Source organism: Xanthobacter cornucopiae (genome assembly GCF_043195065.2).
Taxonomy (GTDB): Bacteria; Pseudomonadota; Alphaproteobacteria; order Rhizobiales; family Xanthobacteraceae; genus Xanthobacter.
On record NZ_CM195531.1, the window covers coordinates 1,321,183 to 1,333,903 of the forward strand.

General features: G+C 68.8%; 14 protein-coding genes. 4 read left to right on the plus strand and 10 right to left on the minus strand.

Translation table 11 applies throughout. The features are described 5' to 3' along the window. Positions 1-129: 129 nt before the first annotated feature. The 5 genes from V5F53_RS05915 to V5F53_RS05935 form a co-directional block, all read right to left on the minus strand. A complete protein-coding gene (locus V5F53_RS05915; RefSeq protein WP_393997246.1) occupies positions 130-447 on the minus strand; it encodes an integration host factor subunit alpha in 318 nt (105 codons plus the stop codon). Positions 448-670: 223 nt separating this feature from the next. Continuing rightward, the gene (locus V5F53_RS05920; protein ID WP_393997245.1) at positions 671-1,645 is read right to left on the minus strand and encodes a beta-ketoacyl-ACP synthase III; all 975 of its coding nucleotides are present in this window, start codon (positions 1,643-1,645) and stop codon (positions 671-673) included. Continuing rightward, positions 1,642-2,706 carry a phosphate acyltransferase PlsX gene (plsX, locus tag V5F53_RS05925; protein ID WP_393997244.1) on the minus strand — a complete coding sequence of 355 codons (1,065 nt, stop codon included), beginning with the start codon at positions 2,704-2,706 and terminating at the stop codon, positions 1,642-1,644. The genes V5F53_RS05920 and plsX overlap by 4 nt, the downstream gene beginning before the upstream one ends. Before the next feature lie 267 nt (positions 2,707-2,973). After that, complete coding sequence (locus V5F53_RS05930) at positions 2,974-3,492, minus strand: YceD family protein (protein WP_393997243.1); 519 nt, start codon at positions 3,490-3,492, stop codon at positions 2,974-2,976. A 3-nt stretch (positions 3,493-3,495) separates the two neighbouring features. Beyond that, on the minus strand, positions 3,496-4,041 hold the full coding sequence (locus V5F53_RS05935; protein WP_393997242.1) for a ubiquinol-cytochrome C chaperone family protein: 546 nt from the start codon (positions 4,039-4,041) through the stop codon (positions 3,496-3,498). A 231-nt stretch (positions 4,042-4,272) separates the two neighbouring features. Between V5F53_RS05935 and V5F53_RS05940 the strand changes: the two genes are divergently transcribed. Beyond that, positions 4,273-4,809 (plus strand): outer membrane protein assembly factor BamE, encoded by a 537-nt coding sequence (locus V5F53_RS05940; protein WP_393997241.1) that lies wholly within the window; start codon positions 4,273-4,275, stop codon positions 4,807-4,809. A gap of 45 nt (positions 4,810-4,854) precedes the next feature. Here V5F53_RS05940 and tpiA read toward each other — a convergent pair whose 3' ends face one another. Then, a complete protein-coding gene (gene tpiA / locus V5F53_RS05945) occupies positions 4,855-5,613 on the minus strand; it encodes a triose-phosphate isomerase (protein WP_393997240.1) in 759 nt (252 codons plus the stop codon). 181 nt (positions 5,614-5,794) lie between these two features. Here tpiA and V5F53_RS05950 point away from each other — a divergent pair, with 181 nt between their 5' ends. Both V5F53_RS05950 and trpE read left to right on the plus strand, forming a co-directional pair. After that, on the plus strand, positions 5,795-7,687 hold the full coding sequence (locus tag V5F53_RS05950) for a peptidylprolyl isomerase (protein WP_393997239.1): 1,893 nt from the start codon (positions 5,795-5,797) through the stop codon (positions 7,685-7,687). A gap of 13 nt (positions 7,688-7,700) precedes the next feature. Further along, on the plus strand, positions 7,701-9,212 hold the full coding sequence (gene trpE / locus V5F53_RS05955) for an anthranilate synthase component I (RefSeq protein WP_393997238.1): 1,512 nt from the start codon (positions 7,701-7,703) through the stop codon (positions 9,210-9,212). Between the two features lie 365 nt (positions 9,213-9,577). Here the strand turns inward: trpE and V5F53_RS05960 are convergent, their stop codons facing one another. From V5F53_RS05960 to V5F53_RS05975, 4 genes are read right to left on the minus strand one after another with little or no spacing between them, the layout of a single operon-like run. Then, positions 9,578-10,387 (minus strand): HesA/MoeB/ThiF family protein, encoded by an 810-nt coding sequence (locus V5F53_RS05960; RefSeq protein ID WP_393997237.1) that lies wholly within the window; start codon positions 10,385-10,387, stop codon positions 9,578-9,580. Positions 10,388-10,418: 31 nt separating this feature from the next. Continuing rightward, on the minus strand, positions 10,419-11,030 hold the full coding sequence (locus V5F53_RS05965; protein ID WP_393997236.1) for a DsbE family thiol:disulfide interchange protein: 612 nt from the start codon (positions 11,028-11,030) through the stop codon (positions 10,419-10,421). After that, a complete protein-coding gene (gene ccmD, locus V5F53_RS05970) occupies positions 11,027-11,224 on the minus strand; it encodes a heme exporter protein CcmD (RefSeq protein ID WP_393997235.1) in 198 nt (65 codons plus the stop codon). The genes V5F53_RS05965 and ccmD overlap by 4 nt, the downstream gene beginning before the upstream one ends. 8 nt (positions 11,225-11,232) lie before the next feature. Beyond that, on the minus strand, positions 11,233-11,964 hold the full coding sequence (locus V5F53_RS05975; RefSeq protein ID WP_393997234.1) for a heme ABC transporter permease: 732 nt from the start codon (positions 11,962-11,964) through the stop codon (positions 11,233-11,235). A 156-nt stretch (positions 11,965-12,120) separates the two neighbouring features. On the opposite strand from V5F53_RS05975, the gene V5F53_RS05980 reads away from it, so the two are divergent. Further along, positions 12,121-12,687: a hypothetical protein gene (locus V5F53_RS05980; RefSeq protein ID WP_393997233.1), complete on the plus strand. Its 567-nt coding sequence runs from the start codon at positions 12,121-12,123 to the stop codon at positions 12,685-12,687. Positions 12,688-12,721 lie beyond the last annotated feature (34 nt).

Consider the following 12,721-nt stretch of genomic DNA (forward strand, 5'->3'; position numbering starts at 1 on the left):
CTTGCCTCACCTTATTGCCGGCCCGCCCGGCAGCCTCGCTTCTTTCGAATCGAAGCCCACCCCATGCGGAACAGGGGAATCATACCGGCAATGGCATAGCGCGGAAAGGTGAGGTGAAATGTAAGGTTATCAATCCTCTTCCGAACCGTCGGGGGTGGTGCCGTTGATGCGATGCTTGAGGATGGAGGAGGGCTTGAACACCATCACCTTGCGTGGCTCGATGGGCACCTCCTGCCCGGTCTTGGGGTTGCGCCCGATACGCTCGCCTTTTTCCCGCACGACGAACGAACCGAACGAGGAGAGCTTCACGGTCTCGCCCCGCGCCAGGCAATCGGCGATCTCCTTCAGCACCTGCTCCACCAGCGCGGCGGATTCGGTGCGCGAAAGCCCAACCTGCTGATAGACGGCCTCACACAGATCCGCCCGCGTCACAGTCCGACCAGCCATATGTTTCCCCGACCCCAAGAGAGCCCGCCGCCGCAGCATAAGACGGCGCGTGACGGCTCCGGCTCTCAAATCCCGCCGATTTCAAACCAGCCCGGATTCACGATGATGACACTGCGCAATCCCTTGCGCATCGCCCGGCCAGCGGGAGCCCGGATGCCGCTCAAGCCTAGACGCCGGGCGACGGCGTGGTCAACGCAATTCACCCGCCCGCCCCGCCAGATAGCTACCACCGCAGCAGCGCCGACCCCCAGGTGAAACCGCCGCCCATGGCCTCCAGCAGCACCAGTTGGCCGCGCTGCACCCGGCCGTCCCGCCAGGCCACGTCCAAGGCCAAGGGAATGGATGCGGCAGAGGTATTGCCGTGCAGGTCGACCGTGGTCACCACCTTCTCGGCGGCGATGCCCAGCTTCAGCGCGCTGGCGTCGATGATACGGCGGTTGGCCTGGTGCGGCACGAACCAGTCGATGCTCTCGGCGCTCTCGCCGGTCGCGGCGAAGGCGTCGGTGATGACGTCCGTGATCATGCCCACCGCGTGCTTGAACACCTCCCGCCCCTCCATCCGCAGATGGCCGACGGTGCCGGTGGAGGACGGCCCGCCATCCACATAGAGCTTGCGGCGATGGCGCCCGTCCGAGCGCAGGTGGGTGGTGAGCAGGCCCGCGCCGCGCGCATCGTCCTGCTGCACCGCCTCCAGTACCATGGCACCGGCACCGTCGCCGAACAAAACGCAGGTGCCGCGATCCTCCCAGTCGAGAATGCGGGAGAAGGTCTCAGCGCCGATCACCAGCGCCCGCTCGAAGGCACCGGACTTCAGATGCGCATCCGCCGTCGCCAGCGCGAACACGAAGCCCGAGCACACCGCGTGCAGGTCGAATGCCGCGCCGTGGGTGATGCCAAGCTCGGCCTGGACAGTGACCGCGGTGGCCGGAAAGGTCTGGTCCGGGGTCGCCGTCGCCAGCACGATGAGGTCGATGTCGCCGGGGGCGAACCCCGCGTCGTTCAGGGCCCGGCGGGCCGCCACCAGGGCGAGGTCCGAGGTCATCTCGCCCTCGGCCGCCACATGGCGCTGGTGAATGCCGGTGCGCTGCACGATCCAGTCGTCGGATGTGTCAATCCGTTGCGACAGTTCGGCGTTGGTGACGACCCGCTCCGGCAGGTAGGAGCCGATGCCCCGGGCGACAGACCTGATCCCGCTCACGATTGACCTTCCACCCCCGCAGGTTGTCGCGCCGGCGCGGCGGGCGCCGCATGGCCGACGAGACTCTTCTCGATGCGCGCCAAAAGCTCGTAGCGCACCATGTCGTAGGCGACATCCACCGCGGAGGCGAAGCCTTCCGCGTCGGTGCCGCCGTGGCTCTTGATGACAATGCCGTTGAGGCCCAGGAACACGCCGCCGTTGGAACGGCGCGGGTCCATCTTTTCCTTCAGGGCCTGGAACGCGTCCCGCGCGAACAGATAGCCGATGCGCGCGCGCAGGCTGCGGCCCATGGCCGCGCGCAGGTAGGCGGCGAGCTGCTTGGCGGTGCCCTCGGCGGTCTTCAGGGCGATGTTGCCGGCGAAGCCCTCGGTCACCACCACGTCCACGGTGCCGGCGCCGATGTCGTTGCCCTCGACGAACCCGTGATAGTTCACGCCCCAGCCTTCCTCGCGCAGGATGCGCGCGGCTTCCTTGACCTCCTCGACCCCCTTGATCTCCTCGACCCCCACGTTGAGAAGGCCGACGGTGGGATTTTCGAGATCGAACAGCACCCGCGCCATGGCCGAGCCCATGACCGCCATCTCCACCAGGCTCTTGGAGGTGGCGCCGATGGAGGCGCCCACGTCCAGCACCACGCTTTCACCGCGCAGGGTGGGCCAGATGCCGGCGATGGCCGGACGGCTGATGCCCGGCATGGTGCGCAGGTTGAAATTGGCCATGGCCATGAGCGCGCCGGTATTGCCGGCGGAAACGGCGGCGTCCGCCTCCTTGAGCTTCACCGCGTCGATGGCGCGCCACATGGTGGACTTGTAGCGGCCGCGCCGCAGTGCCTGGCTCGGTTTGTCGTCCATGCCCACCACCACCTCGGTGTGGACGACGCGGGAGGCCGCCGCCAGCTTGGGGTGGCGCGCGAGCACCTGCTTCAACCGGCCTTCGTCGCCGTACAGGATGAAGGCTGTGTCGGGATGGCGGCCGAGGGAGATCTCCGCACCGGCGAGAACCGTCTCCGGGCCATGGTCGCCGCCCATGGCGTCGACAGCGATGCGGACGGATGCGGTCATCTAAAAAGCAAGTCCCATTGATTTCGAGCGTGCCGCGATGCCGCAGCCGGAAGCGCGACCTCCGCCGCGGCGGAGGCGCCTGTGGATCTGAGACCGAGTCTCTGCACCTTCATACCTTCATGCGGCACGGATGACGACGGTCGGGAACGGATCCCGCGCGGCCGGTCCCGCCGCCGCATCGGGCGGGCGGACAATAGCGGCTCGCGGGCGCATGGCAAGGCATCTCGCGCGCAATGGGAGCGGTGATGGCGCGAGATGCGAGGGCGCTCATGCGTCGTCGTCGCCCTTGAGGCGCGCGAGCGCCGAGAAGGGGGAGGCCGCCGCCGGGTCCTCCGCCGGCGGCTCGAACACGGCGCCGGGTTTGCGCGGGTAGGGATCGATGCCGAGCGCGAGGAATTCCATCGCCAGGGCGCCGACGTCGATGCTGCCGTTGTCGATCTCGTCCGGCGGCTCATAGGTCTCGTCGTCCTCGGCCTCCGGCGGCACTGGAGTTCCGGCCGGCACGAAATGCACGTCCACCACTTCCTTCACCGGCGCCTCGAACGGCTCCAGGGTGACGCCGCACACCTGCACCACGCTGGCCTCCAGGGTGCCGGTCACACGCAGGCCGTCCCGTCCCTCGGGCGCCACATGCAGCCTGGCTGCGAAGCTCGGCACCGCCAGCACTCCCAGATGCTTGGCGAGGCTCTCCCGCACCGCTTCCGCTGGCGCGATGCGCACGTCGAGGCCGTGGGGCGGCACCTCGGCCAGGCTGACGGACTGGGAAAAGGGCAAATGATCGGTCATGGTTCAGTCTCGCATGGCCTCGGGGGCCGGCAGGTCGAGCGTGCCGCGCGCCAGCCGGTCGAACGGGGTTGCCGCCAATTGGCGCACGATGGCGCGGACATAAGCGGCAAGCGCCTGCGGGTGCCCGCCGCGGGCGGCGACATCCACCTCCAGGACATTGCGGGCCAGGGCGGCCACAAGCAGCGTGTCGTCGTCGGCCGCCAGGGCCGCGTCATAGGCGGCGGCGCGCCCATAGAAGGCGGCGCCGATCTTCTTCATCTTCTTCGGCACCGACAAATCGCCCACGCCCATCTCGCGCAGGGTGCGGTCCATGTCGGCGGCGAAGGCGTCGAAGACACCCTGGGACACCGCCTGCTCGGTCGCGTTCCCCGCCTTCAGCCGGTGGCAGACCAGAATGGTGTGCAGAAGCACCATTTCAAACCGGCCCTCCAGCGTATCCGGCACGCCGAAGTCGGTATAGAACCCCGCTCGCCGCGACTGTGCCACGATCACGCCATACAGGCGCTCGATGGTCTCGCGGGACTTGGAGGAGCGAAACAGTTTGAACATCGCGTCCTTGAGGGATCGGCGGGCCGACGCCATGGCGCGGCCCGGCTCTCGGGCGGGGAAAGTCTCGCCAGCGGCGTAACGCGCCGGTGGCGCAGGCGCAAGGGCCGCGGGACACCCCCCGGGCGGGGAGCGGGACCGGAAGCAAAAGCATAGCACGGGCGCTGGCGCTCGTGTGGTATGTCAATCGGGCGGGGGCGTCCGGCCGCGCGCCGGGGGCGTCAACTTATGGGGATGCGTGTGGTGACACGGCACATCGGAAATGCGCGGCGCTCGCCGCACCGGCGGGCTGACGCGGTCCGTGAACGGCGCGGCGGAAAAGCGGGCGCGGCGCTGACGCTGGTATTGGCCGCGACCGCCCTCACCGCCTGCTCCAACGTGGTGGGCGGCAGCGGCTCGTCGCTCTCGGGCGTCACGCGCACCTATCAGCGCGGCTACGTGCTGAGCGAGGGCGCGCTGGAGCAGATCGCCGTGGGATCGAGCCAGGAACAGGTGCTGCTGGTGCTCGGCACGCCCTCGACCGTGGCGACGGTGAATGGCGAGGTGTTCTATTACATCTCGCAGACCGCCACCAAGGTGGCGTTCCTGAAGCCGGAGATCACCGAACAGAAGGTCCTGGCCATCTATTTCGACAAGAACAAGCGCGTCGCCCGCATCGCCCAATACGGCCTGAAGGACGGCAAGGTGTTCGACTTCGTGTCGCAGACCACGCCCACCAGCGGCGACGAACTGAGCCTGGTGCAACAGCTGATCGGCCTCGTCACCTTCTGATTGCGTCCCCCTCCTCCCGGCCGCGGGCCGGGAGGAGGGCCCGCATCACAGAATGGCGCGGGCGATGGCCAGGAAGTCGGCGGCCTTCAGGCTCGCTCCGCCCACCAGGGCGCCGTCCACGTCGGCGACCGCCAGCAGGGTTGCGGCATTGTCCGGCTTCACCGAGCCGCCGTACAGGATGCGGACACCGGCAGCCTCGGCGCCGAATCGCTCCGTGAGCACCCGGCGAATGGTGCCATGCACCTGCGCCACGTCGTCGGGGGTAGGCGTGCGGCCGGTGCCGATGGCCCAGATCGGCTCATAGGCCACGACCAGGCTGTCGGCGGTCGCGCCCTCGGGAATGGACTGGCGGATCTGCCGCGTCACCACGGCGCTCGCCTCGCCCGCATCGCGCTCGGCCAGGGTCTCGCCCACGCAGACCACGGGCAGGAGGCCGGCGCGCCACGCCGCCTTTACCTTGGCGTTGACGATGGCGTCACCCTCGGCATGGTCGGCACGCCGCTCCGAATGACCGACGATGACCGCCACCGCGCCGGCATCCTTGAGCATTTCCGGGGAGATGTCCCCGGTATGGGCGCCGGCCGCGTTGAAGTGGCAATCCTGCCCGCCAAGCAGGATGGGGCTTCCGGCGACCTCGGCGACGAAGCTCGCGAGCAGCGTGGCGGGCGGGCACACCAGCAGGTCGGCCCGAGCGGTCAGCGCCGGATCGAGGCCCGCCACGATCCCCCGCAATTCGCTCTTGGCGCTGCGCAAGCCGTTCATCTTCCAGTTGCCGGCGATGAGGGTACGGCGGGCGGCGGACATGGGCATCTCCGAAAATGTTGTTGTTGACGGTCGGTCTTGCGCATCGTCACCTAGCAGAGCGCGCAAAGGCCCGCAAACGGGCGCAATTGCATGATGAACCGCCGTTGCGGGGCCCCCTGCCCCTCCCTATGATGCGCCGCCTCCGCGCCGGCCCCGCCAGCGCCTATCGAACGAATGGACGATGGTACTTCAGACTCTCCGCAAGGGTGCTTCCGGCTGGATCGCCAAGATCTTCCTTCTCCTGCTCACGCTCAGCTTCGTGGTCTGGGGCATCGCCGATGTGTTCCGCGGCTTCGGGGCCAGCACGGTGGCCACCGTGGGCGGCACCGACATCGCCGCCGCGGACTATCGCAACCAGTTCCTGGAGCAGATCCAGCGCATCGGCCGCAGCACCGGCAAGGGCCTGACCCCGGAGCAGGCGCGGGCGTTCGGCCTCGACCGGCAGATTCTGAACCAGATGATCGCCGACGCCACCCTGGACGAGGAGGCGCGGCGCCTGGGCCTGGCCATCGGCGACGCCCAAATCGCCAAGGCCATCGCCGCCAATCCCAATTACCGCCGGCCGGGCGCGGATAGCTTCGACGCCGCCTATTTCGACCAGCTTCTGCGCGCCAACGGCCTCACCGAGCAGCGTTTCGTGGCCAGCGAGAAGAAGCGGGCGCTGCGCGAGCAGGTGATCGATGCCCTCGGCGACGGCATCGTCGCGCCCAAGGCCCTGCTCGACGCGCTGCACCGCTATGATGGCGAGTTGCGCAACGTGTCCTACATCCTGGTCACGGCGGGCACTGCCGGCACCCTCCCCGTCCCCACCGACGCGCAGCTCCAGGCCTATTTCGACGCGCACAAGGTGGCGTTCCGCGCGCCCGAGTTCCGCAAGGTCTCGGTGCTGGCCCTCACCCCGCAGACGCTGGCCGGGGGCATCGCCGTGTCCGACGCCGAGCTTCGCGCCGCTTATGACCGCGACGTCTCCCGCTTCGGCGTGCCCGAGCGCCGCCAGGTGCAGCAGATCGTCTTTACGAAGGCCGACGACGCCATCGCGGCGGAGGACAAGATCAAGGCCGGCACCAGCTTCGACGACATCGCCACCGCGCGCGGCCTGACGGCGAAAGACATCGACCTTGGACTTGTGACCAAGGCCAGCATCATCGACCCGGCCGTCGCAGACGCCGCCTTCAGCCTGCCGGAGGGCGGCACCAGCGGTGGCGTCGCTGGCCGATTCGGCACGACCCTGGTGCATGTGAGCAAGGTCGAGCCGGGCTCCACCCGTCCATTCGACGAGGTGAAGGGCGAGTTGGCGCAGGAGCTGGCCTTGGCCAAGGCTCGCCGCGAACTCCTCGACAAGCATGACGCCGTGGAAGACGATCGCGCCTCCGGCGCCACGCTGACGGAGACCGCGCAGAAACTCGGCCTCAAGCTGCAGGTCATCGACGCCGTGGACCGCTCCGGCCGCGGCCCCAAGGGCGAGCCGGTGGAGGTGCCCGGCGGCACCGAGGTGATTTCCGGCGCCTTCAACGCCGCCCCCGGCGTGGAGACGGACACGGTGCAGCTGCCGCAGAACGGCGGCTTCATCTGGTACGAGACCAACGCGGTCACACCCTCCCGCGAGCGTACGTTCGAGGAGGCGAAGGCGGCCGTAACGGCCCGCTGGACCGAGGATGAGACCGCCAAGCTGGTGGGGGAGAAGGCCAAGGCCCTGCTCGCCAAGGCGGAAGCGGGCATGCCGCTGGCGCAGGTTGCCGGCGAGGCGGAGTTGCCAATCCAGGTGGCGGACGCGCTGCGGCGTGGCCGGGCCGACGGCAACTTCTCGCCGGAGAGCCTTCAGGCCGTGTTCGACGCCAAGGACGGCGGCTTCGGCGAGACGCCCGCCGCCGCCGCGCCCGGACGCATCGTGTTCCAGGTCACCAAGGTGATCGCGCCGCCGCCGTCGGAGGTGGACGCCCGCGTGGCGCAGGATCTCTCGCGGCAGATCGAGAACGACATCGTGCTGCAGTATCTCGGTGCCCTGCAGAAACAGATCGGCGTCCACATCAACGAGCGGGTGTACGGCCAGTCGGTCGGCGCGCAGACCAACTGAGGCGGCGGTACCCATGAACGCACCGTCCGACTTTGCCCTGTTCGCCGCCCGCTACCTGAAGGGGGAGGCGCAGGTGGTCTCCACCACCCTGGTGGCGGACCTGGAAACTCCCGTTTCGGCCTTCCTGAAGCTGGCCGGCGACCTGCCCAATGCCTTCCTGCTCGAATCCGTGGAGGGCGGGCAGGCGCGCGGGCGCTATTCCATGATCGGCTTCAAGCCTGATCTGCTGTTCCGCGTGCGCGGCGACCTGGCGGAGATCAACCGCGCGCCCGACTTCGATGCCGATGCCTTCGCCCCCTGCCCCGAGGCGCCCTTGCAGGCGCTGCGGGCATTGCTGGCGGAATCCGCCATCGACCTGCCGCCGGGGGCTCCGCCCATGGCGGCAGGCGTGTTCGGCTACCTCGGCTATGACATGGTGCGGCAGATGGAGCGCCTGCCTGCCGCCAAGCCCAACATCATCGGCGTGCCCGACGCGCTGCTGATCCGGCCCACCCTGATGGTGGTGTTCGATTCGGTGAAGGACGAGCTGACCGCGGTCACTCCGGTTCGGCCCCGGCCGGGCGTCACCCCCCAGGCGGCCTATGAAGCCGCCCTCGAGCGGCTGGAGAGCGTGGTGAGCGCCCTCGACAGCGCCGTGGCCCATCCCGCCCCGGAACCGTTCCATGGCAAGGTGGCGGCCAGCTCCAACACCACGGCGGCGGAGTATGTCGCCATGGTCGAGAAGGCGAAGGAGTACATCCGCGCCGGCGACATCTTCCAGGTCGTGCTGTCGCAGCGGTTCGAGAGTCCCTTCACGCTGCCGCCCTTCGCCCTCTATCGCGCCCTGCGGCGGGTCAACCCGGCGCCGTTCCTGGTGTATCTCAACTTCGCCGGCTTCTCGGTGGTGTGCTCCAGCCCGGAAATCCTGGTGCGCCTGCGTGACGGCAAGGTCACCATCCGCCCCATCGCCGGTACCCGGCGGCGCGGCGCCTCCCCCACCGAGGACGAAGCCCTGGCCAGTGAGCTGCTGGCCGATCCCAAGGAGCGGTCCGAGCATCTCATGCTGCTGGACCTCGGCCGCAACGATGTGGGGCGGGTCTCGCGGATCGGCTCCGTCACGGTCACCGACAGCTTCTTCATCGAACGCTACAGCCAGGTCATGCACATCGTCTCCAACGTGGAAGGCGAGCTCGATCCACGGTTCGATGCCCTCGACGTGCTGGCGGCCGGCTTTCCGGCGGGCACCGTCTCCGGGGCGCCGAAGGTGCGGGCCATGCAGATCATCGATGAGCTGGAGAAGGATGCGCGCGGCATCTATGCCGGTGCCATCGGCTATTTCGGCGCCAATGGCGAAATGGACACCTGCATCGTGCTGCGCACCGCCGTGGTGAAGGACGGGCGCATGTATGTGCAGGCCGGCGCCGGCATCGTCTATGATTCGGTTCCGGACAGCGAGCAACAGGAATGTGTGAACAAGGCCAAGGCCTTGTTCCGCGCCGGTGAAGAGGCGGTGCGCTTTGCCGCCACCGCGCGCAAGGGGCAGTGACGCGAGCCGACCCGAAACGATCTCCGCGGCTGGTGTGAGGGGGATCCCGCGCCCGGCACCGGTGCCCCCACGGACCTCTGAGGCACAAGGCCCGCGAACCGACGTTCGCGGGCCTTGCTCATTGTGCGGCCTCGGTCCACGGCCTCGGGGCGCCGCAGACGACGTTCGCCCCTGAAGGCGGATCACGAACGCCTTCAGGCGAAGCTCATCCTTCACGTTAAGTTTGAGGGTGGCTAATAATTTATTTTAAATTCAATTACTTGCGTCCATCTTCTCGCACAGCGCGAGAGCGTCTGAATGGCGGCGGTCCTGCTTGCGTCCAGGCCCCCGTTCCAGCGTCGGTTGACGTAGCGCCGCACCGGCGGTCAGTCCCCCTGGCGATGCGCCGAGAGATCAGTGATGCTCGGCTGTTCCCCGGTCAGGGGGTTCTCGGGATCCCACGCATAGGAGAGCGTCTCGAACCGCATGTCGGCGGCGTCGATCATCAGCAGCCGGCCCACCAGGCCCTGGCCGAAGCCGACGATGACGCGGATCGCTTCCAGGGCGGCAATGGAGCCGGCGACGCCCGCCAGCGCCCCGATCACCCCCGCCTCGGCACAGGCGGGTACGAGGCCGGGGGGCGGCGGTTCGGGAAACAGGCAGCGATAGGTCGGGTTCGGCGCCCCATCCGGCCCCCGCTCATGGGTGCGCAGGGTGGTCACGGTGGCATCGAAGGTGCCCAGGGCCGCCGTGACCAGCGGCTTGCGCGCCAGCACGCAGGCGTCGGAAACGAGATAGCGAGTGGCGAAATTGTCCGACCCATCCACCACCACGTCGGCCCGGGCGATGAGGTCGAGGGCGTTATGGGCATCGATGCGCACGGCATGCGCCTCCACCGCCACGTGGGGATTGAGCGCGGTGAGGGTTTCCCGGGCGCTGTCCACCTTGGGGCGGCCGATGTCCCCGGTGCGGTGGATGACCTGCCGCTGCAGGTTGGAGAGGGAGACGACGTCGTCCTCCACCAGGATCAGCCGGCCCACGCCCGCCGCCGCGAGATAGAGCAGAACCGGCGCGCCGAGGCCGCCGGCTCCCACCACCAGCACGCTCGCCGCCTTGAGCTTCTGCTGCCCCGGCCCGCCCACGTCGCGCAGGACGATATGGCGGGCGTAGCGTTCGATTTCTTCCGTGGAGAACATCAGGTCAATATGGCCCGCCGCGGGGCCGCCGTCACGGGGCCGGCGCGGAAAGCTTGGTGACGAGAGGCAACAGCGTGTTCCGCACCACCTCCGGCGTCAGTGGCCCGACGAATTTATGGACGATGAGCCCATCGCGATCGAGCACGAAGGTTTCTGGCACCCCGTAGACGCCCCAGTCGATGGCGGCGCGCCCCCTCGGGTCCACGCCGACCGCGGCGTAAGGCAGGCCATACTGCCCCAGGAAACGGCGCGCATTGTCCGGCGCGTCCTTGTAGTTCAAGCCAACGAGGCGCAGGCGCGGATCGGCCGCGAGCTGCATCAGGAGCGGATGTTCCTCCCGGCACGGGGCGCACCAGGATGCCCAGACATTCACCAATGTCGGCTTGCCCCTCAGCTCCGCCACGTCGAAGCCAGGCACCGGCACGCCGGCCCGGGTCAGGCCGGCCAAAGGCTCCAGCGCCACGGCCGGCGCCGGGCGCCCCACCAGGGCCGACGGCACCCGCGAGGGATCGCCCCCGGTTTCCAGCCGCGAGAAGAAGAGGGCCGCAAGCGCCAGGAACAGCACCAGCGGCAGCGCCACCAGCCATGGCCGGCGGCGCTGCTGCCGGGCGACAGGACGGGAATCGGGGGGGGTGTCGCTCATTTCGCCCTCGCCGCCGGCTGGGTCGGCGCACCCGCGTCCGCCGCGGCGCGGGGGCGCCGGCGAATGCCGCGGGCGTCCAGCTCGGCCAGGATGCGTTGTTGCCGCCGATAGGACAGGACCATCCACGCCGTGAGAAGGCCGAGCCCCAGGACTGAGACCCCATAGGAGGCGGCGATGAAGAGAAAGTGGCTCATGGGCGGTCCTAGGCCAGGGCCTCGGCGGCGGCGCGCGCCTCCAGCGCCTGCACCCGGCGGTGCAGGATCTCGGTGCGCATGCCGAGCATGTGGAGCGTGACGAACAGCAGCGTGAAGCCGAGGGCACAGCTCAGGAGCGGCCACAAAAGACTCGACTCGATGGTGGAGCCGCCCATGCGGAACACCGAGGCCGGCTGGTGCAGGGTGTTCCACCAATCCACCGAGAACTTGACGATGGGAACATTGATGAAGCCCACCAGGGTGAGCACGGCGGCGGCGCGGCCGGCGCGGTTGGGGTCCTCGATGGCGGCGCGCAGGGCCATCAGGCCGAGATAGAGCAGCAGCAGCACCAGCATGGAAGTGAGCCGCGCATCCCACACCCAATAGGTGCCCCACATGGGCCGCCCCCACAGGGCCCCGGTGATGAGGCACAGGGCGGTGAAGGTGGCGCCGATGGGCGCCGCCGCCTTGTGGGCCACATCCGCCAGCGGGTGGCGCCACACCAGGATGCCGATGGAGGACAGCGCCATCAGGCTGTAGCCAAACAGGCCGAGCCACGCGAACGGCACATGGATGTACATGATCTTGACGGTCTCGCCCTGCTGGTAGTCCGGTGGGGCGCGGAAGGCGAGCCAGAAGCCCACGGCCAGCACCAGCACGGTCGCCGCCGCCAGATAGGGCAGCAGGCGGGCCGAGAAGCTCAGGAAGCGAACCGGATTGGCAAGATCGAGAATGGCCATGAGAAGCGTTCTAGTGCGCCTCGGCGGCGGAGGGAAGCCGCCCGCCCCTGCCCTCGCGGTCGCAGGGCGGGGACGCGACGAATTGCGGCTCCGCCCCCTTGACCAACGCTATATCTAATTGAATATAGCGTCATGCGATCTGCACTGGCTCGCCCGGTGGCCGGGATCGGCGGTGAGGACCACGGCGAGGATCACATGGCGCTTGTCGAGATCATCGGCCAGGATCTGGTGAGCTATGATGGGGCGGCCGATGGCGCCGCATGCGCCCCGAGCCTGCCGAGCGAGTGCCTCCAGACCCGGGTGATGACGCTGCCGCGCATGATGGCGGAAGCCTTGCGGGCGCGCCACAGGGGCGAGGCCCTGCGCATGGCCGATCCGGCCGACACGGTCCGCGTCGGGCAATCCAGCGACCCGCGCAAGCTCATTCTTACCCTGTCGATGCCCGATGGCTTCGAAGTGTCCTTCGCGCTCGACGCGCCGCAGATCGAAGCCCTCGGCACGGCGGGGAGCGCCGCCGGCCTTTCCGCCCACGCCACATGCTTCAATTCAGGCGGCAAAGCAGGTGTTGGAGGCTGGCGCCTCGCATCGCGGCGCGCGGGAAGGCCGCGCGGCATTCTTCTTCTGCGGCACGCCACCGCGCGTGCCGCGTCCCCCGACTCCGTGGTGGGAGTACTCGACGAGAAAGAAGCCGGGCGCAGGCAACTGCGCCCGGCTTCGCTTTGATCGAGAAGCCAGGCGGCAGCTGCTGCGAAGCCGT

Bases quoted from the DNA above. Each gene is read 5' to 3' on its own strand.
- V5F53_RS05975 (WP_393997234.1), bottom strand. From the start codon at position 11,964: ATGGCCATTCTCGATCTTGCCAATCCGGTTCGCTTCCTGAGCTTCTCG.
- V5F53_RS05930 (WP_393997243.1), bottom strand. From the start codon at position 3,492: ATGACCGATCATTTGCCCTTTTCCCAGTCCGTCAGCCTGGCCGAGGTG.
- V5F53_RS05950 (WP_393997239.1), top strand. From the start codon at position 5,795: ATGGTACTTCAGACTCTCCGCAAGGGTGCTTCCGGCTGGATCGCCAAG.
- plsX (WP_393997244.1), bottom strand. From the start codon at position 2,706: ATGACCGCATCCGTCCGCATCGCTGTCGACGCCATGGGCGGCGACCAT.
- ccmD (WP_393997235.1), bottom strand. From the start codon at position 11,224: ATGAGCCACTTTCTCTTCATCGCCGCCTCCTATGGGGTCTCAGTCCTG.
- V5F53_RS05915 (WP_393997246.1), bottom strand. From the start codon at position 447: ATGGCTGGTCGGACTGTGACGCGGGCGGATCTGTGTGAGGCCGTCTAT.
- V5F53_RS05935 (WP_393997242.1), bottom strand. From the start codon at position 4,041: ATGTTCAAACTGTTTCGCTCCTCCAAGTCCCGCGAGACCATCGAGCGC.
- tpiA (WP_393997240.1), bottom strand. From the start codon at position 5,613: ATGTCCGCCGCCCGCCGTACCCTCATCGCCGGCAACTGGAAGATGAAC.
- V5F53_RS05960 (WP_393997237.1), bottom strand. From the start codon at position 10,387: ATGTTCTCCACGGAAGAAATCGAACGCTACGCCCGCCATATCGTCCTG.
- V5F53_RS05965 (WP_393997236.1), bottom strand. From the start codon at position 11,030: ATGAGCGACACCCCCCCCGATTCCCGTCCTGTCGCCCGGCAGCAGCGC.
- trpE (WP_393997238.1), top strand. From the start codon at position 7,701: ATGAACGCACCGTCCGACTTTGCCCTGTTCGCCGCCCGCTACCTGAAG.
- V5F53_RS05940 (WP_393997241.1), top strand. From the start codon at position 4,273: ATGCGTGTGGTGACACGGCACATCGGAAATGCGCGGCGCTCGCCGCAC.